The sequence below is a fragment of the Tardiphaga sp. 709 genome, from assembly GCF_032401055.1.
Taxonomy (GTDB): Bacteria; Pseudomonadota; Alphaproteobacteria; order Rhizobiales; family Xanthobacteraceae; genus Tardiphaga.
On record NZ_CP135529.1, the window covers coordinates 5,558,549 to 5,578,205 of the forward strand.

The 19,657-nt window shown below is 63.8% G+C and carries 16 protein-coding genes; 14 read left to right on the forward strand and 2 right to left on the reverse strand.

The genetic code is table 11. The features are described 5' to 3' along the window. Nucleotides 1-9 precede the first annotated feature (9 nt). The 6 genes from mraY to RSO67_RS26880 all read left to right on the forward strand — a co-directional run bounded on the left by mraY (nucleotide 10) and on the right by RSO67_RS26880 (nucleotide 6,724). Nucleotides 10-1,092 carry a phospho-N-acetylmuramoyl-pentapeptide-transferase gene (gene mraY, locus RSO67_RS26855; RefSeq protein ID WP_068732324.1) on the forward strand — a complete coding sequence of 361 codons (1,083 nt, stop codon included), beginning with the start codon at nucleotides 10-12 and terminating at the stop codon, nucleotides 1,090-1,092. A 4-nt stretch (nucleotides 1,093-1,096) separates the two neighbouring features. Next, on the forward strand, nucleotides 1,097-2,494 hold the full coding sequence (gene murD / locus RSO67_RS26860; RefSeq protein WP_315841321.1) for a UDP-N-acetylmuramoyl-L-alanine--D-glutamate ligase: 1,398 nt from the start codon (nucleotides 1,097-1,099) through the stop codon (nucleotides 2,492-2,494). A gap of 118 nt (nucleotides 2,495-2,612) precedes the next feature. Beyond that, the gene (locus RSO67_RS26865; protein ID WP_315841322.1) at nucleotides 2,613-3,305 is read left to right on the forward strand and encodes a uridine kinase; all 693 of its coding nucleotides are present in this window, start codon (nucleotides 2,613-2,615) and stop codon (nucleotides 3,303-3,305) included. A gap of 86 nt (nucleotides 3,306-3,391) precedes the next feature. After that, nucleotides 3,392-4,540, forward strand: coding sequence for a putative lipid II flippase FtsW (gene ftsW, locus RSO67_RS26870; protein ID WP_315841323.1), 1,149 nt, complete (start codon nucleotides 3,392-3,394; stop codon nucleotides 4,538-4,540). Continuing rightward, the gene (gene murG, locus RSO67_RS26875; RefSeq protein ID WP_315841324.1) at nucleotides 4,537-5,640 is read left to right on the forward strand and encodes an undecaprenyldiphospho-muramoylpentapeptide beta-N-acetylglucosaminyltransferase; all 1,104 of its coding nucleotides are present in this window, start codon (nucleotides 4,537-4,539) and stop codon (nucleotides 5,638-5,640) included. Before ftsW ends, murG begins: the two co-directional genes overlap by 4 nt. 49 nt (nucleotides 5,641-5,689) lie before the next feature. Then, entirely contained in the window at nucleotides 5,690-6,724 is a 1,035-nt protein-coding gene (locus tag RSO67_RS26880) for a phosphotransferase (protein WP_315841325.1), read from the forward strand. Between the two features lie 18 nt (nucleotides 6,725-6,742). Here the strand turns inward: RSO67_RS26880 and RSO67_RS26885 are convergent, their stop codons facing one another. Then, nucleotides 6,743-7,645, reverse strand: coding sequence for a LysR family transcriptional regulator (locus tag RSO67_RS26885; protein ID WP_315841326.1), 903 nt, complete (start codon nucleotides 7,643-7,645; stop codon nucleotides 6,743-6,745). A 130-nt stretch (nucleotides 7,646-7,775) separates the two neighbouring features. Between RSO67_RS26885 and RSO67_RS26890 the strand changes: the two genes are divergently transcribed. From RSO67_RS26890 to murB, 3 genes are all read left to right on the forward strand, one after another. Next, entirely contained in the window at nucleotides 7,776-8,948 is a 1,173-nt protein-coding gene (locus RSO67_RS26890; protein WP_315841327.1) for an MFS transporter, read from the forward strand. A gap of 162 nt (nucleotides 8,949-9,110) precedes the next feature. Next, complete coding sequence (murC, locus tag RSO67_RS26895) at nucleotides 9,111-10,514, forward strand: UDP-N-acetylmuramate--L-alanine ligase (protein WP_068734093.1); 1,404 nt, start codon at nucleotides 9,111-9,113, stop codon at nucleotides 10,512-10,514. Beyond that, entirely contained in the window at nucleotides 10,472-11,440 is a 969-nt protein-coding gene (murB, locus tag RSO67_RS26900; RefSeq protein WP_315841328.1) for a UDP-N-acetylmuramate dehydrogenase, read from the forward strand. Before murC ends, murB begins: the two co-directional genes overlap by 43 nt. Nucleotides 11,441-11,506: 66 nt before the next feature. On the opposite strand, the gene RSO67_RS26905 is transcribed toward murB, so the two are convergent. Then, entirely contained in the window at nucleotides 11,507-12,316 is an 810-nt protein-coding gene (locus tag RSO67_RS26905) for a hypothetical protein (RefSeq protein ID WP_315841329.1), read from the reverse strand. Nucleotides 12,317-12,449: 133 nt separating this feature from the next. Here RSO67_RS26905 and RSO67_RS26910 point away from each other — a divergent pair, with 133 nt between their 5' ends. The 5 genes from RSO67_RS26910 to lpxC all read left to right on the forward strand — a co-directional run bounded on the left by RSO67_RS26910 (nucleotide 12,450) and on the right by lpxC (nucleotide 19,459). After that, entirely contained in the window at nucleotides 12,450-13,460 is a 1,011-nt protein-coding gene (locus tag RSO67_RS26910) for a D-alanine--D-alanine ligase (protein ID WP_315841330.1), read from the forward strand. 493 nt (nucleotides 13,461-13,953) lie between these two features. After that, nucleotides 13,954-14,958 (forward strand): cell division protein FtsQ/DivIB, encoded by a 1,005-nt coding sequence (locus RSO67_RS26915; protein ID WP_315841331.1) that lies wholly within the window; start codon nucleotides 13,954-13,956, stop codon nucleotides 14,956-14,958. Next, complete coding sequence (gene ftsA / locus RSO67_RS26920; protein ID WP_315841332.1) at nucleotides 14,955-16,280, forward strand: cell division protein FtsA; 1,326 nt, start codon at nucleotides 14,955-14,957, stop codon at nucleotides 16,278-16,280. Before RSO67_RS26915 ends, ftsA begins: the two co-directional genes overlap by 4 nt. 98 nt (nucleotides 16,281-16,378) lie before the next feature. Next, nucleotides 16,379-18,148 (forward strand): cell division protein FtsZ, encoded by a 1,770-nt coding sequence (ftsZ, locus tag RSO67_RS26925; protein WP_315841333.1) that lies wholly within the window; start codon nucleotides 16,379-16,381, stop codon nucleotides 18,146-18,148. A gap of 345 nt (nucleotides 18,149-18,493) precedes the next feature. Continuing rightward, on the forward strand, nucleotides 18,494-19,459 hold the full coding sequence (gene lpxC / locus RSO67_RS26930) for a UDP-3-O-acyl-N-acetylglucosamine deacetylase (protein ID WP_315841334.1): 966 nt from the start codon (nucleotides 18,494-18,496) through the stop codon (nucleotides 19,457-19,459). The last annotated feature ends 198 nt before the right edge of the window (nucleotides 19,460-19,657 follow it).

A 19,657-nucleotide genomic window follows, 5' to 3' on the forward strand; every position in this document is an offset into this window, starting at 1 on the left:
GCGGACTGAATGTTCTACTGGCTGATCGACTTCGCGGGCACCGTGCCGGTGTTCAACGTGTTCCGCTACATCACCTTCCGCACCGGCGGCGCGGTGGTCACCGGCGCACTGTTCGTATTCCTGTTCGGACCCTGGATCATCGACAATCTGCGTCTGCGCCAGGGCAAGGGCCAGCCGATCCGAACCGACGGGCCGCAGTCGCATCTGGTCAAGGTGGGCACGCCGACCATGGGCGGGCTGATGATCCTGTCCGGCCTCGTGGTCTCCACGCTGCTCTGGGCCAATCCGCGCAATCCCTATGTCTGGATCGTGCTGGCCGTGACGCTCGGCTTCGGCTTCGTCGGCTTCTATGACGACTATCTGAAAGTGACCAAGCAGAGCCATAAGGGCTTTGCCGGTCGCACGCGTCTGTTGATCGAATTTATCATTGCTGGCGCAGCCTGTTTCGCTTTCGTCAAGCTCGGCCGCGATCCGCTGTCCTCCTCGCTGGTGATCCCGTTCCTCAAGGACGTGATCGTGAATTTCGGCTGGTTCTTCGTGCTGTTCGGCGCCTTCATCGTGGTCGGCGCCGGCAATGCCGTGAACCTCACCGATGGTCTCGACGGCCTCGCCATCGTTCCGGTGATGATCGCGTCGGCCTCGTTCGGCATGATCGCCTATCTTGCCGGCAACGCGGTGTTCTCCGACTATCTGCAGATCAACTACGTCGCCGGCACCGGCGAACTCGCCGTGCTCTGCGGTGCGGTGCTGGGTGCTGGCCTCGGCTTCCTCTGGTTCAATGCGCCGCCGGCCTCGATCTTCATGGGCGATACCGGCTCGCTGGCGCTGGGCGGCATGCTCGGCTCCATCGCGGTTGCCGTGAAGCACGAGATCGTGCTCGCGGTGATTGGCGGTCTGTTCGTGCTCGAAGCCGTCTCGGTGATCGTGCAGGTCACGTCCTTCAAGCTCACCGGCAAGCGCGTGTTCCGGATGGCGCCGATCCATCACCACTTCGAGCAGAAGGGCTGGACCGAGCCGCAGATCGTCATTCGCTTCTGGATCATCTCGGTGATGCTGGCGCTGGTCGGCCTCTCCACGCTGAAGCTGCGGTGAGATCGTGATCCCCGTCACCTCATTTGCTGGCAAGACCGTCGCCGTCTTCGGCCTCGGCGGCTCCGGCCTTGCGTCCTGCCACGCGCTACAGGCAGGCGGCGCCGAAGTCATCGCCTGTGACGACAGCATCGACAGGATGGTCGCGGCCACGCAGGCCGGTTTCATTACCGCCGATTTGCGCACGGTGGCATGGGGTGCCTTTGCCGCATTGATCCTGACGCCCGGCGTGCCGCTGACGCATCCGGCGCCGCATTGGACGGTGGTTGCCGCGCAGGCCGCGGGCGTCGAAGTGATCGGCGATATCGAACTGTTCTGCCGCGAGCGCAAGTTGCACGCGCCCGATGCGCCTTTCGTCGCCATCACCGGCACCAACGGCAAATCGACGACCACGGCGCTCGTCGCGCATCTGATGCGCGAGGCCGGTTTCGATACACAGATGGGCGGCAATATCGGCACCGCGATCCTGTCGCTGGAGCCGCCGCGCGCCGGCCGCGTCCATGTGATCGAGATGTCGTCCTATCAGATCGATCTCACGCCCTCGCTCGATCCGTGCGTCGGCATCCTGCTCAATGTCACGCCCGATCATATCGATCGTCACGGCACGCTGGCGCATTACGCTGCCGTGAAGGAGCGTCTCGTTGCCGGTGTGCAGGCTGGCGGCACGGCGATCATCGGCGTCGATGACGACTGGTGCAGCAAATCAGCCGATCGCATCGAGCAGTCCGGCAAGCGCGTGGTGCGCGTCTCCGTCGAACATCCGCTGGCCGATGGCCTCACCATCAAGGGCAGCACCATCGTGCGCAATGCCGGCGGCGCGCAGAGCGATGTCGTCGACATCGCTGGTATCGGCTCGCTGCGCGGCTTGCACAACGCGCAGAACGCAGCCTGTGCTTCCGCCGCAGCGCTGGCGCTCGGCGTCAGCCCTGCGGTGCTGCAAAAGGGTCTGCGCAGCTTTCCCGGTCTCGCGCATCGCATGGAGCAGGTGGGGCGTCAGGGCACGACGTTGTTCGTCAACGACTCCAAGGGCACCAATGCCGACGCCGCTGCCAAGGCGCTGTCGTCCTTCAACGACATCTTCTGGATCGCCGGCGGCAAGCAGAAAGAGGGCGGCATCACCTCGCTGGCCGAATTCTTCCTGCGCATCCGGGGCGCTTATCTGATCGGCGAAGCCGCCAACGATTTCGCGCAGACGCTGGACGGCAAGGTGCCCTACGAGATCAGCGTCAGTCTCGACGTCGCCGTGGCCAATGCCGCGCGCGATGCGGCGGAAGCCGGGCTCGCTGAACCCGTTGTGCTGCTGTCGCCCGCCTGCGCCTCGTTTGATCAGTTCCGCAATTTCGAGATCCGAGGCGACCGGTTCAGGGAACTGGTGCTGGCGCTGGACGGGGTGAGGGCGGTTTAAGGCGTGATCTTCACGATCCAGTATCAGCCGACGTGTTCTGGCTCAGTCGAAGGAATATCACGCGGCTGTTGGGAGCCAACAGTCGAGGTCATTTGATCGCACCGTGCAGGGGGCGTTGATGATTGAGCCGTCGGATGATCGCAAGGACACGTCGCCGCTGATCGCAGAGATCGCCGAATTTATTCGGCATCATGCGACGGGCTCGATCCTCCGCGTCGGCATCGATGGCGTGGACGGTGTAGGAAAGACGGTGTTCGCGGACACGCTCGCGCGTGTAATCGGCACGCTCGGACGGCCCGTTATCCGCGCCTCCGTGGACAGCTTTCACAACACGCGCGAGATCCGATACCGGCAGGGCAAAACCTCTCCACATGGCTTTTACGCGGACTCCTATAATTATGTTGAGTTGCGGAAAGTACTGCTCGATCCTCTCGGACCCGGCGGCTCGCGCGTCTATTGCCCTGCCATCTTCGATCACACCGTGAACGCCCCGGTCGCCGCTTGCTGGTCGATTGCCGATCCCGATGCTGTCCTCGTCCTCGATGGCATTTTTCTGCACCGCCCGGAACTCAGGGACGTCTGGGACCTGTCGATTTTTCTGGATGCGCCATTCGCCATCACCATCCCGCGCGGCGCCGGTCGCGGCCCCGGATACGGATCGGCTGATGTGGATGCCGCGTCCAACCGGCGCTACATCGAAGGCCAGCGCCTGTATCTGCAAGAGAACGACCCGCAAAACCGCGCGGATCTCGTCATCGACTATTCCGATTTCACGCACCCTGCAGTCACAGCCCGCCGCTGGCCGCCCTGAATGGGGCCAAATTTTCACAATCCATTAACCGTCTGGCAACCACGATGGCCCATCGATAGGAGTTCATCGACCCGCAGGACGCGCTTATGATCTCTCGCGAACAACGCACACCGCTCAGCGAATGGTGGTGGACCGTGGACCGCCTGCTGCTGGCGGCGATCATCGCGCTGATGCTGGCCGGCGTGATCCTGTCGCTGGCCGCCTCGCCGCCGGTGGCGACGCGCATCGGGCTCGATCCGTTCCACTTCTTCAACCGCCACATCCTGTTCCTGGTGCCGTCGATTATCGTACTGATCGGCGTGTCCTTCATGACGCCGCGGCAGATCCGCCGCTCGGCGCTGGTGGTGTTCGCGATCTCCATCGCGCTGATCCTGGCGACCTTGCTGATCGGGCCGGAGGTGAAGGGCGCCAAGCGCTGGATCACCATTCTCGGCATCAACATCCAGGCGTCGGAATCCGCCAAGCCTGCTTTTGTCGTCATCGCCGCCTGGCTGTTCTCGGAGTCCGCGCGCAAGCCAGAGATGCCCGCGACGTCCATGGCCATTGTCCTGCTGATGATGCTGGTGTCGCTGCTGGTGATGCAGCCTGACTTCGGTCAGACCATGCTGATCCTGATGGCCTGGGGTTCGCTGTTCTTCATCGCCGGCATGCGCATGGTCTGGGTATTCGGCCTCGGCGCCACCGCGGCAGGCGGGCTATTGATGGCTTACTTCCTGGTGCCGCACGTCGCCGGCCGTATCAAACGCTTCATGGATCCCGCCTCGGGCGATACGTTCCAGGTCGATACGGCGATGGAGGCGTTTTCGAATGGCGGCTGGTTTGGCCTCGGGCCGGGCGAGGGCATCGCCAAGCGCAGCCTGCCGGACAGCCACACCGACTTCGTCTTCGCCGTCGGCGCCGAGGAATTCGGCATCCTGCTGTGCCTCGCGGTGCTCAGCCTGTTCGCCTTCATCGTGATCCGCGCAATGTCGCGCGCCTACGCCACCGAAGATCTGTTCTCGCGCTTCGCTGCGTCGGGTCTCGCGATCCTGTTTGGCGTGCAGGCGGCGATCAACATGGCGGTCAATCTGCATCTGATCCCCGCCAAGGGCATGACGCTGCCCTTCATCTCCTATGGCGGCTCGTCGATGATCTCGCTGGCCTACAGCGTCGGCATGCTGCTCGCTTTGACGCGTATGCGCCCGCGCACCGAAGTCGAGGCGATCGACGCCCACGTCGCGCGCACTTACGCGTGATGAGTACCGCGCCCCTCATATTGCTTGCGGCGGGCGGCACCGGCGGACATCTGTTTCCGGCGGAAGCGCTCGGCGTCGCGCTGATGAAGCGCGGGCTGCGCGTCCGGCTCGTGACGGATGCGCGAGCGCTGAAATATAGCGGGCTGTTTTCACGCGAGATGATCGATGTGGTGCCGAGCGAGACCGTGCGCTCCCGCAATCCCATCTCGCTGGCCCGCACCGGCATCATGCTCGCCGCCGGCACGGTGATGGCGCTGAATCTGATGCGCAGTTTGAAGCCAGCGGCGGTGATCGGCTTCGGCGGCTACCCGACCGTGCCGCCGTTGTTCGCCGCGCGCCTGTTCGGCATCCCTAGCCTGATCCACGATTCCAATGCGGTGATGGGCCGCGCCAATCGCATGCTGTCCGGCAAGGTTAGCGCCATCGCCACATCGCTGCCCGGCGTGCTCGACCGCGATCCCGAATTGTCGAAGAAGACCACCACAACAGGCACGCCGATGCGCCCGGCGATCCTCGCCGCTGCTGCCGTCCCCTACGCGGCGCCGGATCTCACCGGACCATTCCGCTTGCTCGTGGTCGGTGGCAGCCAGGGCGCGCGCATCATGGCTGATATCGTGCCTGGCGCCATCGAGCGTCTCGAGCCCGCGCTGTGGAATCGCCTCGTGCTCACACAACAGGTGCGCGACGAAGACATGAGCCGCGTGCGTGCCGTCTACGACAAGCTTAAGATCAAGGCCGAGCTCGCGCCGTTCTTCGGCGATCTCCCTGCGCGTCTCGCCTCAAGCCAACTGGTGATCTCGCGCTCCGGTGCGGGCACCGTCGCCGAACTCGGTGCCATCGGCCGGCCCTCCATTCTGGTGCCGCTGCCCGGCGCGCTGGATCAGGATCAGTTCGCCAATGCCGGCGTGCTCGCGGATGCGGGCGGTGCGCTTCGTATTGCGCAGGCCGATTTCACGCCGGATCGTCTGGCAGCGGAAATCTCGGCACTGGCCGGCGAACCGGCGCGGCTGACTGCAATGGCGTCTGGTGCGCGCAAGGTCGGCCGGCTCGATGCAGCGGAACGGCTGGCGGACCTCGTGGCCAAGGTCGCGAAGATTTAGGTCATCGGTTCTGCTACACGTTGTCCCCACGCGGTTCGCCGGGGGGACAATGAGCGGAGAGTATCTTTCCAATATTCCGATGACGCACCGCGAGATCGCGCAGGCTGCGCTCAGGGCGTCCGTCGGTTCTGCAACCATCGATTCCATCCGGCCGATTCCGGGTGGCGTCTCGGGCGCGCTCGTCTATCGCGTGGATGCCGGCGGCCGCCGCTACGTGTTGCGGATGGAGGGCCTTGCCAGTCCGCTGCGTAATCCGCACCAATATACGTCGATGCGCATCGCTGCAGAGGCAGGGATCGCGCCGCGGCTGCACCATGTGGATGAGACCGCACGTGTCGCGGTGATGGACTTTATCGTCGAGCAACCATTGAACACCTATCCCGGCGGCCCTCACGCTTTGGCACAGGCGCTGGGAGACATGCCGCGGCGGCTGCAGGGGACGCCAAGGTTCGGGCGCTTCGTCGAATATCCCGAGATCGTTGCCCGGCTGTGGGCCCATGTCTGCCGCACAAATCTGTTTGCGCCCGGCGTGCTCGATGCCCACACACAGCGTCTGGCAGACCTCCGCGGCGCCTATACGTGGAATAGCGACGAGGCGGTTTCCAGCCACAACGATATCCTGCCGCGCAATCTTCTGTTCGACGGCGAGCGGTTGTGGCTGGTCGATTGGGAGTCGGCCTATTGCAACGATCCGGTCGTCGACATGGCGACCATGCTCGACAATTTTGCGCCGTCACCTGAACTCGAAGAGGTGTTTTTGCAGGCATGGCTTGGTCACCCGCCCGATCGCAGCCTGCGCGATCGTCTCGAATTGATGCGCGCGCTTACTCGTCTGTTTTATGCGGGCGTCCAGTTCAGCGCCGTAGCGACCGCGTCGCGCTCGGTGCCGGACACGGATCTCTCGGCTCCTACACTTGCGGAATTCCAGCAGGCCTTACGCGACGGGCGGCTGGCGCCCGACGCGTTGGAGACCAGGCATCTGCTTGGAAAGATGTATCTCGCCGCATTTTTCACGGGCGAGAAACCGCCGGGGCTACCTCCGCCGATCAGTGCCTTTCAAGTGATGGGCACAGCGGAGGCATGACGACGAGGTGCTGAAACGCTACAGCCTCACGGTCTCCACCAGATAATCCAGAAACGCCCGCACCCGCGCCGGCAATTGTCCGCCATGGCCGACGAACACCGCGTGGATCGGCTCGATGTCGCCGGGATTGAATGCTTCGAGTAGCGGCACGAGCCGTCCCGCCGCAATGTCGGCCTCAACATGAAAGCGGGCCAGCCGCGCGAGGCCCATCCCGGCCACGGCGAGGTGCTGCATCGCTTCGCCGTCGCTGACGAGGGCATTGCCCGACGGCATCACGGCGATTGTCTCGCCGCCGAACTTGAACGGCCAGCCGTTCTCCCACTTGGCGAAGCCGAAGCGCAGCAGATTATGGTCAGCGAGATCGTCCGGCGTCTTTGGTGTGCCGCGCTCGGCGAGATAGCCGGGCGAGGCGACCACGACCATCCGGCTCTCGCCGAGTTTGCGCGCCAGCAGTCGTGACTCGCGCATCAAGCCAACGCGAATGGCGACATCGGCGCGCTCTTCCAGGAGATCCACCACGAGATCAGTCAGAACGACCTCGACCTTGATCTCGGGATAGCGCTTCGCGAATTCCGGCAGCAGCGGCAGCAGGAGACGCAGGCCGAACGGCACGCTGGTATTGACGCGCAGCAGACCGCTCGGTGTTGCGCCGATGGCAGCCTCGCGCTCGGCCGCGCCCATCTCGTCGAGAATGCGCAGTGCGCGCTCATAGAACGCGCTGCCTTCCGGTGTGAGCTGGAGCTTGCGCGTCGAGCGGTTGATCAGCCGCACGCCGAGCCTTGCTTCCAGCCGCGCCACCAGTTTGCTGACGGCAGAGGGAGTCATCCGGAAGGCCCGCGCCGCGGTCGAAAAACCGCCGAGCTCGACCACGCGGGTGAACACTTCCATCTCGCCGGAGCGGTTGACGTCCAGTCGTGACATCTGGCTTCAATCTATTGAGTGAATTCAATTCACAAATATTGTGCCTATGCCACGTCTATCTCATCAATGTCAGGAGGTCCACATCTCCCGCTGTCGGGCATCTGGCCCGTTTCACGCACGGGATAGGATCATGCCTCTCGCACTTTACGCGCTTACCGCCGGCGCCTTCGGAATTGGCGTCACCGAATTCGTCATCATGGGTCTCCTCATCGAGGTCGGCGGCGACCTCGGCGTGTCGATCCCGGCCGCGGGTCTGCTGATCTCGGGCTATGCGCTGGGTGTCGTGCTCGGCGCCCCGATCATGACCATCGCCACCAGTCGCTGGCCGCGCAAAACCGTGCTGCTGGTGCTGATGGGCATCTTCACGCTGGGCAATCTCGCTTGTGCGCTGGCCCCGGATTACTGGAGCCTGATGGCGGCACGCGTGCTCACGGCTTTCGCGCATGGCACGTTCTTCGGCGTGGGCTCGGTGGTGGCGACGAGCCTCGTGCCCGAGAACAAGAAGGCGTCGGCGATCTCCATCATGTTCGCCGGCCTGACGGTGGCGACCATTCTCGGTGTGCCGTTCGGCACATGGCTCGGGCAGGGCCATGGCTGGCGTGCGACCTTCTACGCGGTGACGCTGGTGGGAATGGTTGCGATGGCAGCAGTGGCGCTGCTGGTGCCTGATGTGAAGGCACCGGAAGAACACAGCAAGCTGTCCGACGATCTTGCGGTGCTGGTGCGGCCCCAGGTGCTGCTCGGTCTGCTCACAACAATTTTGGGCTGGATCGGCATCTTCGCGCTGTTCACCTATGTCGCGCCGATCCTGACGAAGATTTCCGGCTTTTCCGATGCGGCCGTATCGCCGATCCTGCTGGTGTTCGGCGCTGGCGCCATCGTCGGTAATCTCGCCGGTGGACGTCTGGCCGATCGCTGGCCGGCGGGCAGCGTGTTCGGCAGCCTGCTGGCCTTGGCCGTGACGCTCGTGCTGATCACCTTCGCCGCGCATAATCAGGTCGCCGTCATCATCGCCATCGCGCTGCTTGGTGCCACGGCCTTCGCCACCGCATCGCCCTTGCAGATGGCCGTGTTGCGTCAGGCCCAGGGCGCCGGCCAGAGTCTCGCATCGAGCTTCAATATCGCCGCGTTCAATCTCGGCAATGCCATCGGTGCCTGGCTTGGCGGCGCGGTGATCGCGCATGGCGGTCTGAGCGCGGTGCCATGGGTTGCGGCGCTCGCTCCGCTGGCCGGGCTCGCCGTGGCGCTCATTGCCAATCGTGCGGATCGCGCACCGGCAGTGGTTCCAGCACCGGCGGAATAGGGGGCTCAAGGCGGATTCGTCTGATCCGCAAGCCAAATTTCCGTCTTTTTCGCCATGGCCGGGCTTGTCCCGGCCATCCACGTCTGTTTGAAGGAGTCATCTGCTCGAACGAGCTTGGATGCCCTGCGCGCCGCCGGGCATGACGAACGATAGAGACACCCCATGAGACTGCCGCGCGAAATCGGACCCATTCACTTTGTCGGTATCGGCGGCATCGGCATGAGCGGCATCGCCGAGGTGCTGTGCAATCTCGGCTACACCGTGCAGGGCTCCGACGCCTCCGAAAGCGCCAACGTCAATCGCCTCAGAGAAAAGGGCATCACCATTCATGTCGGCCACAAGGCCGATAACGTCTCAGGCGCCGACGTGCTCGTGGTCTCCACCGCGATCAAGCGCGACAATCCGGAACTGATGGCTGCGCGCGCGCAGCGCATTCCCGTGGTGCGCCGCGCCGAGATGCTCGCCGAATTGATGCGCCTCAAATCCTGCGTCGCGATCGCCGGTACCCATGGCAAGACCACGACGACCTCGATGGTCGCCGCATTGCTCGATGCCGGCGAGCTCGATCCGACCGTCATCAATGGTGGTATCATCAATGCCTATGGCACCAATGCGCGGCTCGGCGCGGGCGAGTGGATGGTGGTGGAAGCCGATGAGAGCGACGGCACCTTTTTGAAGCTCCCGGCCGATGTCGCCATCGTCACCAATGTGGATCCCGAACATCTCGATCACTTCAAGACCTTCGATGCCGTGCAGGACGCGTTCCGCCACTTTGTCGAGAACGTGCCGTTCTACGGCTTCGCCGTGATGTGCATCGATCACCCCGTGGTGCAGAGCATCGTCGGCAAGATCGAGGATCGCCGCATCATCACTTACGGACAGAACCCGCAGGCCGATGCGCGGCTGGTCGATCTTAAACCTGCCAATGGCGGCTCAAGCTTCAAAGTCGCGTTCCGCGATCGTAAGGCCGGCACCGCGCATGAGATCGACAATCTGCTGCTGCCGATGCCTGGTCGTCACAACGCCCTCAATGCAACGGCGGCGATTGCCGTCGCGCATGAACTCGGCATGTCCGATGAGGCGATCCGCAAGGCCATCGCCGGCTTCGGCGGCGTCAAGCGCCGCTTCACCAAGACCGGCGAGTGGAACGGCGTCACCATCATCGACGATTACGGTCATCACCCCGTAGAGATTTCAGCCGTGCTGCGCGCCGCGCGCGAGAGCACCGCAGGCAAGGTGATCGCCGTGGTGCAGCCGCATCGCTACACGCGCCTGCAGTCGCTGTTCGAGGAATTCTGCACCTGCTTCAACGACGCTGACACGGTGATCGTCGCCGACGTCTATCCCGCGGGCGAAGCGCCGATCGAGGGCATCGATCGCGACAATTTCGTGCTCGGCCTGCGCGCCCACGGCCATCGCGAGGTGATCCCGCTGCAGGAATCTGCGGCGCTTGCTGGTCTCGTGGCTGGCGTTGCAAAGAGCGGCGATACGGTGGTGTGCTTGGGTGCAGGCAATATCACGCAATGGGCTTACGCATTGCCGGGCGAATTGAAGGCGCTGGGCTAAGCGTGGCTGACTTTCCCGACATCGCCCCCGATCTCAAATCCGCGATGCCCGATTTGCGCGGGCGGTTGCTTGCCAATGAATCCTTGGCGCCGCTGACATGGTTTCGTGTCGGCGGTCCGGCGCAGGTGTTATTCACGCCGGCGGATGAGGACGATCTCGCTTACTTCCTCTCGAAGCTTCCCTCCGACATTCCCGTCACCGTCGTCGGCGTCGGCTCCAATCTGATCGTGCGCGATGGCGGCATCAAAGGCGTCGTCATTCGCCTGAGCCCGCGCGGCTTCGGCGCAACATCAGCCGAAGGCGATATCGTGAGCGCCGGCACGGCTGCGCTCGACAAGCGCGTGGCGGAGACGGCAGCAGCGGCTGGTATCGGCGGGCTCGAATTCTACTTCGGCATTCCCGGCTCCATCGGCGGCGCGCTGCGGATGAATGCCGGTGCCAATGGCGACGAGACCAAGGATGTACTGATCGAGGCGACCGGCATCGGCCGCGATGGCACGAAGCACGTCTTCGACAATGCCGGCATGCAATTCGTCTATCGCAATTCCGGCGTCTCACCGTCGATCATCTTCACCTCGGCGAGATTTCGCGGAACGATTACAGAGCCGGCAGCCATTCGCGCGCGGATGGACGAGGTGCAGGCGCATCGCGAGACCGCGCAACCGATCCGTGAAAAGACCGGTGGCTCGACGTTCAAGAACCCGCCCGGTCACTCCGCCTGGAAGCTGGTCGATGCTGCAGGCTGCCGCGGCCTGCGCGTCGGCGGCGCGCAGGTGTCGGAGATGCACTGCAATTTCCTGATCAATACCGGTGATGCCACGGCGAGCGATATCGAAACGCTCGGCGAGACCGTGCGTGCACGCGTGCTGGCGCAGTCGGGCATCGACCTGCATTGGGAAATCAAGCGGATCGGCGTTGCGCCGTAGCACAATATGTCTGACGCGTTTCCTTGACGCGAACCGGCACCACTTCGCTCGGAAACGCTTTGGCTGCTATTTCGGCGGTGGCGGTAGTGCCGACGCAGGCCCGGCCTCGCTGATGCTCAGCAGATTTTCCAGTGGCGCAGGGGCGACGCGGAAGGCGCCGTCGAACGGATGTTCCTGCAGCGCGATAATGCCGAGCGCGACGATGGCGCCGCTGGCGAACACCGTGAGCGCCGCGAGCATGGCCCGCGGACGTTCCAAATGCACCAGCGCCAGCGCCAGTTGCGTGATCAGCCCGAGCAGCAGGACCGACGTCCATTTCAGATCGTTGGTGTGGTCGGTCGACAGGCTGAGCCGGTCGTTGCGCGCGGTCCCGGCGCGGATCGAGGCGCCCATCAGCGCCCCATGCACTGTGTTGCTGGCGTCGCGCGTGATGGCGGGATCGCTGATTTCGCGCAGCAGGCTGTCATAGGCCACATCGGTGCGCGGCGACTTCAGGCCGAGAAGCATTGCCGGCCATTCCTCCGTCACTTCCGATGTCACATAGGCCTTCAGCGCGGCGCGTATGTTGGACATGTCAGTGACCGATGCCACGCTCAGCGTATGGATGTTGCGTAGCTCGCCGGCCTCGATCTGAACGGCGCGGACGGCCTGGCGGTTGCGGTCGCCGACGTCGCTGGCAAGGAAGCCCGTGAGCAGGCCGAACAGGATGGCCACCGAGGAAAAGAAAGGCGCGACGATGCCGTGGATGGACCTCAGCCGCGTCGACAGCAGCCGGCTGGAGGTCAGCCCCACGAGGATCAGTGCGACTCCGTAATAGATGGTGCCCAGCGTCGCGAAGATGCCGAAGGTAGAGAGTTCGAGCCAGGCTCTGATCATCAGGTCGCTTCCATGTCACCGCGGGGCGGGCTCGCAAAACCGCCTCCGACAAGGCATTATATGACTCGGCTAGCGTGATGCTATTGCCTTGTCGGTAAAGGCGCGATTCGCGGATGGGTTCGGAGACGACACGATGACGGAGCAGGCGAGACCTCAGCGGATCACCATCATGTTTGGTGGCCTGAACAAGGAGCGCCTGGTGTCGGTGGCCTCCGCACAGGCGCTGCACAGCGCGTTGCCCGATGCGGATCTGTGGTTCTGGGATGCCGATGACCGCGTCTACGAGACATCGGGCACGGCGCTGCTCTCCCATGATCGTCCGTTCGAGGATCCGTTCAAGCCCGGTGGCAGCAGCATCGGCGTGCTGACGCAGGCGCTCGACAAGGCCCAAGCCGAGAACCGTGTGCTAGTGCTCGGCATGCATGGTGGCGCTGCGGAGAATGGCGAGCTGCAGGTGATGTGCGAAATGCGCGGCATCCCGTTCACCGGTTCCGGCTCAGCGTCATCCAATCTGTCTTTCGACAAGGTCGGCGCAAAGCGCTTCGCGGCCATCGCGGGTGTGCCGATCGCGGCAGGTGTCGCATTGAACGATATGGAAGCCGCACTCGCCGAATACGGCAAGCTGATCGCCAAGCCCGCGCGTGATGGATCGAGCTACGGCCTGATGTTCGTCAATGCGAAGCAGGATCTCGTCGCCGTGCGCAATGCGGCCAAGACCGAGGACTATGTGATTGAGCCGTTCGTCGCCGGCGTTGAGGCCACCTGCGCCGTGCTCGAGCAGGCCGATGGCTCGCTGATCGCATTGCCGCCGATCGAGATCATCCCGGCCGACGGTGGTTTCGATTACGAGGCGAAGTATCTCGCCAAATCGACGCAGGAGATCTGCCCGGGCCGCTTCACGCCGGAGATTGCGGCAGCGATCATGGATTTCGCGGTCAAGGCGCACCGGGCGATGTCCTGCCGCGGCTATTCGCGGTCGGACTTCATCGTGTCGGCCAAAGGCCCAGTCTATCTGGAGACCAACACGCTTCCGGGTCTGACCAAGGCCTCGCTCTATCCCAAGGCGCTGAACGCGCAGGGGATCAGTTTCGTCGACTTCCTGAACGGGCAGATCGATCTGGCGGTGAAGCGGGCAGGTGGGTAGGCGGTCTGCCATCTCGCTCCGTCGTGGCCGGGCTTGTCCCGGCCATCCACGCCTTACTTCGCTGCGAAGACGTGGATGCCCGGCACAAGGCCGGGCATGACGGAGTTTCAACCGCTAGCATTGCCGCAGCACCCGATCACCCGCGTTAATTCCGGCAACCCGGCGACGCCGGCCACGAAGCTGCCGCAGTTCCCTCGGGCACGTCAGCCACACCTCGGCTAAAGTCTTCCACAGCCGCATCAAATCGCGCTCTGCGCCCATCCCCTTTACACTTTGTTTACCAGGAAGGCCGAAGGTTAACGCTGGCGGCGCGTGTTGCGCTTGGCTGCCGAGGCGTGAGCTTTGCGGGGATTCCGTGACGACGCGTATCGATGGAAAACCGGCCTTTTTCAAAGGCTTGAATCCATTCTGGCATGACCGAGACGTCACCCGTGTCATGGCCTGTGATTTGGCCCCGCGCCAATGCGGGCATAACCTGTGACGAGCTCGTGGTATGGATGGTGGAGGACGCCTCTCTCGGTCGGTGCGACCCTTGAGGCCCCAAGCTGATCTTAAAATGGCTGCCCTTGGGGCAGGCATTCTGCTGCGTGAGCAGCTGAGCCCGTTCGCCCGCTTCTGGGCGCGTTTTCGTGCCGCCAAGCCTGCCGTCCGCGAACAGAGCTCCAATCGTTTCATCGCAATGCTCGAGCGTTACGTGCCGCGCCGCGTCGGCATTGCGGCCACCGTGCTGATGCTGACGGGCAGCGTTGCGTTCGGCGTGGTCAAGGGTGGCCATGTCGATGAAGTCGTCGCCGCTTTCCAAGATACGCGCAATGCCGCGGCCAATGCCGCCGGCTTCCGCATTGCCTCCGTCATTCTCAACGGCCGCAAGCAGCTGACCCAGGACGAGATCCTGGCCATCGGCGGCGTCAATGGTCGCTCCTCGCTGTTCTTCCTCGATGCCGCGGCTGTTCGCGACAAGCTCAAGGCCAATCCGTGGATTGCTGACGCCAATGTGCTGAAGCTGTATCCGAACCGTCTGCAGATCGATGTCACCGAGCGCACGGCCTTTGCGCTGTGGCAGGAGGACGGTCGTCTCTCGGTGATCGCCGATGACGGTGCCGTTCTCGAAAACTACGTGTCGCGCCGCTTCATGTCGCTGCCGCTGGTGGTGGGCAAGGGCGCCGACAGCAACGCCAGGGATTTTCTCGCGCTGCTGGATCGCTACCCGCAGGTCCGCTCGGTCACCAAGGCTGCGATCTTTGTCGGTGAGCGCCGCTGGAATCTCCGCCTGAAGGATGGCCTCGACATCCGCCTCCCGGAAATCGACGTCGGCAACGCGCTGGCCATGCTCAGCAAGCTCGACAAGGAAGATCGCCTGTTCTCGCGTGACATCGTCGCCATCGACATGCGGCTATCGGATCGGCTGACCGTGCGGCTGTCGGAAGACGCCGCGAAGGCGCGCGAAGACCTGTTCAAGGCACAAGACAAGTCCAAGAAGAAGGCTGGCGCGGCATGACCGGTCTCGATCGCAACCAGGCGCCGAAAACGCGTCAGATGGCGGCCAACCGCACCGCGCTGGTGGCGTCGCTGGACGTCGGCACCAGCAAGATCGCGTGCATGATCGCGCGTCTGCGGCCATCGGCGCCGAACGAAGCCCTGCGCGGCCGCAGCCATGCGGTTGAACTGATCGGCTACAGCCAGATCCAGTCGCGCGGCGTCAAGTCCGGCGCGATCGTCGATATGGGCGAGGCCGAGCAGGCCGTCCGTCAGGCGGTGGCGCTGGCCGAACGTATGGCCAAGGTTCGCGTCGAATCCGTTTTGCTGTCGGTCTCGGCCGGTCGCCTGCAGGGCCAACTGATTGAAGCGTCAGCCGATATCAAGGGCGGCGCCGTCACGGCGTCCGATATCGCACGTGTCACCTCGACCGGCATGCGCCACGCAACGCCGCCGGGCCGCACGGTGCTCCATGCATTGCCGGTCGGCTATTCGCTCGATGGCGTGAAGGGCATTCGCGATCCCAAGGGCATGGTCGCCTCGCAATTCGGCGTCGATATGAATGTCGTCACTGCGGACGCGACGGTCGCACGTAACCTGATGCTGGTCGTCGAGCGCTGCCATCTCAATGTCGAAGCCATGGCTGCGGCGCCTTATGTCGCAGGTCTCTCTGTTCTCACCGATGACGAGACCGATCTCGGCGCTGCCGTCGTCGAGATGGGCGCAGGTACGACAACGATCGCGACCTATTCCGGCGGACGCTTCGTGCATGCCTCGGGATTTGCGGTCGGCGGGCAACACATCACCATGGATCTTGCGCGCGGACTCGGTGCTTGCATCGCGGATGCCGAGCGGATCAAGACGTTATATGGCACGGTGCTGACGGGTGGCTCCGATGCGCGCGAACTGATGAACGTGCCGACGGCTGGTGATAACGATCGCGATTTTCCGCAGGTCGTGTCCCGCGCCACGATTGCGAACATCGTGCGTCAGCGTGCCGAGGAGATTTTTGAGATGGTCAGGGACCGGCTGGCGGATTCGCCCTTCGCTGCAGAACCGCGCGCACGCGTGGTGCTGTCGGGCGGCGCGTCGCAGCTCACGGGCCTCGCCGAACTCGGCAGCCAGATCCTCGGACGGTCCGTTCGCATTGCACGACCACTCGGCTTCGGCCGGCTGCCCAATGAAGCCAAGAGCGCTTCGTTCGCGGTGCCGTCGGGCCTCTTGGTCTATCCGCAATTCGCTCATCTTGAACATGTCGAACCGCGGCATACGCGGCAGCTCAAGACAGCGACCAGTGACGGTTATTTCGGAAAGGTCGGACGATGGCTTCGAGAGGGCTTCTGATGAAATTTTTCCGGCCAGTGCTTTTTCCATCTCCGACGCCATCGGCCACCGGCCAATGGCATGACCACACAACGCGCGCGTAATCGAGAGGCAACCTCATGACCATCAATCTCAACGTTCCTGATATCAGCGAGCTGAAGCCCCGCATTACCGTGTTCGGTGTCGGTGGCGCTGGCGGCAATGCCGTCAACAACATGATCACCGCCGGTCTGCAGGGCGTCGATTTCGTCGTCGCCAACACCGATGCGCAGGCGCTGACCATGTCGAAGGCCCAGCGCATCGTGCAGATGGGCACGCAGGTCACTCAGGGCCTCGGCGCCGGTTCGCAGCCCGACGTTGGCGCTGCCGCCGCGCAGGAAGTCATCGACGAAATCCGTGATCACCTGACCGGCGCCAACATGGTGTTCGTCACCGCCGGCATGGGCGGCGGCACCGGCACCGGTGCAGCGCCCGTCATCGCCAAGACCGCGCGCGACATGGGCATCCTCACCGTCGGCGTGATCACCAAGCCGTTCCACTTTGAAGGCCAGCGCCGCATGCGCACCGCCGAAGCCGGCATTGCCGAGCTGCACAAGGTGGTCGACACGCTGCTGATCATCCCGAACCAGAACCTGTTCCGGGTTGCCAACGAGAAGACAACCTTCGCCGACGCCTTCGCGATGGCCGACCAGGTGCTCTACTCGGGCGTTGCCTGCATCACCGATTTGATGGTCAAGGAGGGCCTCATCAACCTCGACTTCGCCGACGTGCGCGCAGTCATGAAGGAGATGGGCAAGGCGATGATGGGCACCGGCGAAGCTACCGGTGAGAAGCGCGCGCTGACCGCAGCGGAAGCTGCGATCGCCAACCCGCTGATCGACGATAGCTCGATGAAGGGCGCCCGCGGCCTGCTGATCTCGATCACCGGCGGCAAGGACCTGACCCTGTTCGAGGTCGACGAAGCCGCGACCCGTATCCGCGAAGAAGTCGATGCCGACGCCAACATCATTGTCGGCGCCACCTTCGACGAGAGCCTCGATGGCGTGATCCGCGTGTCGGTCGTCGCCACCGGCATCGAGCAGGCCATGCTGGCCCGCAATTCCTCGGCTCCGGTCACCACCGTGACCTCGGCCGTTGCTGCTCCTGCTGGCAACGGCGCTCCGGATGCCCGCCTGGCCGATCTGACCGCGCGTCTTCGCGCTGACAACCAGCGTCTCGCTGCCGCAGCGGCTGCCAAGTCTGCCGGCGGTCCGGCGCCTGCTGCTGCGCCCCGTGCGCCGGCGACCAGCCATGAGCGTGCCGCGCTCGCCGCCATCGCCGCTGCCGTGGCTCCGGAAGCCGCTGCGCCGCAGCAGTATGGCGACGTGATGGTACGTCCGATCGCGCAGAAGCCCTCGCTGTTCCCGGAAGCGCCGCGTCAGGAAGCCCCTGTCGAAGCGCCGATCCCCGAACAGTTCATTCCGCCATCGGCCGAACGTGCTCCGCTGCGCGCTCCGCGGATGCCGAAATTCGAAGAACTGCCGATGCCGGCCCAGAACGAGATCCGTCAGGCGCGTGGCGAATCGGAAGAGGAACCGCAGAAGGCTCGTCTGTCGCTGCTGCAGCGTCTGGCCAATGTCGGTCTCGGCCGCCGCGACGAGGAAACGGAAGCGCCGGTCTCCGGTCGTCCGTCGGCCCCGCCGATGGCTCCGATGCCGCCGCTGCCCGAGCGTAAGCCACAGCGCAGCGTCGCCCAGCAGATGGGCAACGAGCCACCGGTGTCCGAATACGCCCGCCGCCCGGCTCCGCAGGGCCTCGATTCGCACGGTCGCCCGGCACCTGTTGCGCCGGCGCCACAGGGCGACGACCATCTGGATATCCCGGCCTTCTTGCGCCGCCAGACCAGCTGACCTTTGTTACAATCGTGACGACGACAGAAGCCCCGGCTCTATCAGCCGGGGCTTTCGTTTGTTACAGCCGCCAAAAGGCGCAGGATTTCTTAACCTATTGATAGTAAGTCATTAATCTTTACCGACGCGCTCTGCCAAGGTTCGAAACAGACGTGGAACCGGCAGAAATATTGGTAAACCCCTGGCTTGATTGCGGCAAAGGTGGGGTAACAATCGGTAAAAAAGCGTGAGTTGGCGCACTTTGTGGCAGGGGTTAATGTGACTGCGACTCGGGGACTCAGGAGGCCGCAAGGTTCGACTGAGAGAGTCCCTCTCATGACGAGAGGCTACTTGGGTGGGTACCTTATGACTTTCAGCCGACAGACAACGCTTGGATCGCAAGCCACCGTTACCGGTGTCGGCGTCCATTCCGGAAAGCCTGTCAGTCTCACGCTTGGACCTGCGCCCGTCGATGCAGGTTATATTTTTGTTCGCACCGGTCTTGAAGGTGCTGATCGCGAAATCCAGGCCGACGCCAAATCCGTTATCGCCACCGAGTTTGCCACCGTGCTCGGCGATCGTGAAGGCCCAATCGTTTCCACCGCCGAACATGTTCTCGCTGCGCTGCGCGGCATGGGCATCGACAACGCCACCATCGAAGTCGATGGACCAGAAGTGCCGATCATGGACGGCTCCGCAGCCGCCTTCGTCGCCGCCATCGATCAGGCCGGCGTTGTGGAGCAGGGCGCCCGTCGCCGCTTCATTCAGGTTCTCAAACCCGTGCAGGTTGCCATCGGTGACTCGTTCGGCGAAATCCGCCCCCACGCTGCGGGCTTCCGCGCCGAAGTCGAAATCAGCTTCGCCAATCCGGTGATTGGCCGCCAGAGCTACGTGCTCGATCTCAATCCCGAATCCTTCCGCCGCGATATCGCCCGTGCACGTACCTTCGGTTGCATGAACGACGTGGCCCGTCTCTGGAGCGCCGGTTTCGCGCTCGGCGCATCCTTCGAGAATTCCGTCGTGTTCGACGATGACAAGCTGCTCAACACCGAAGGCCTGCGCTACAGCGATGAATGCGCCCGCCACAAGGTGCTGGACGCCGTCGGCGATCTGGCACTGGCCGGCCTGCCGATCCTCGGTGCCTACCGCTCGGTGCGCGGCGGCCACAAGCTCAACAATGCCGTGCTCCGCGCCCTGATGGCCGATCGGTCCGCCTGGAAGATCGTCGAAGCCGATGCCGTCCCTGTCCGCCGCGGCCGCGCCAGCGCCGATGTCACGTCGGGCATGCTTGGCGGCATGATCGCCCCGGCCTTCGGCCCGGACGTTTCCTAAGATCGGGCTTTTGGCCTCCTTCTACCTACTGCCGGTATTTTGCATTGCGCTTTTGCGCGAGCGCGGACCTTTGCGTGCATCGGGACATCCCCGGTAACCATAACCGCCTGTATCTCCACATCCTTCGCCTTAATCCGGGCGAAATGGCTCCGTATCCGGTTGGTTAACGGATGTCATTCGGGTAGATAGAGCACGCGG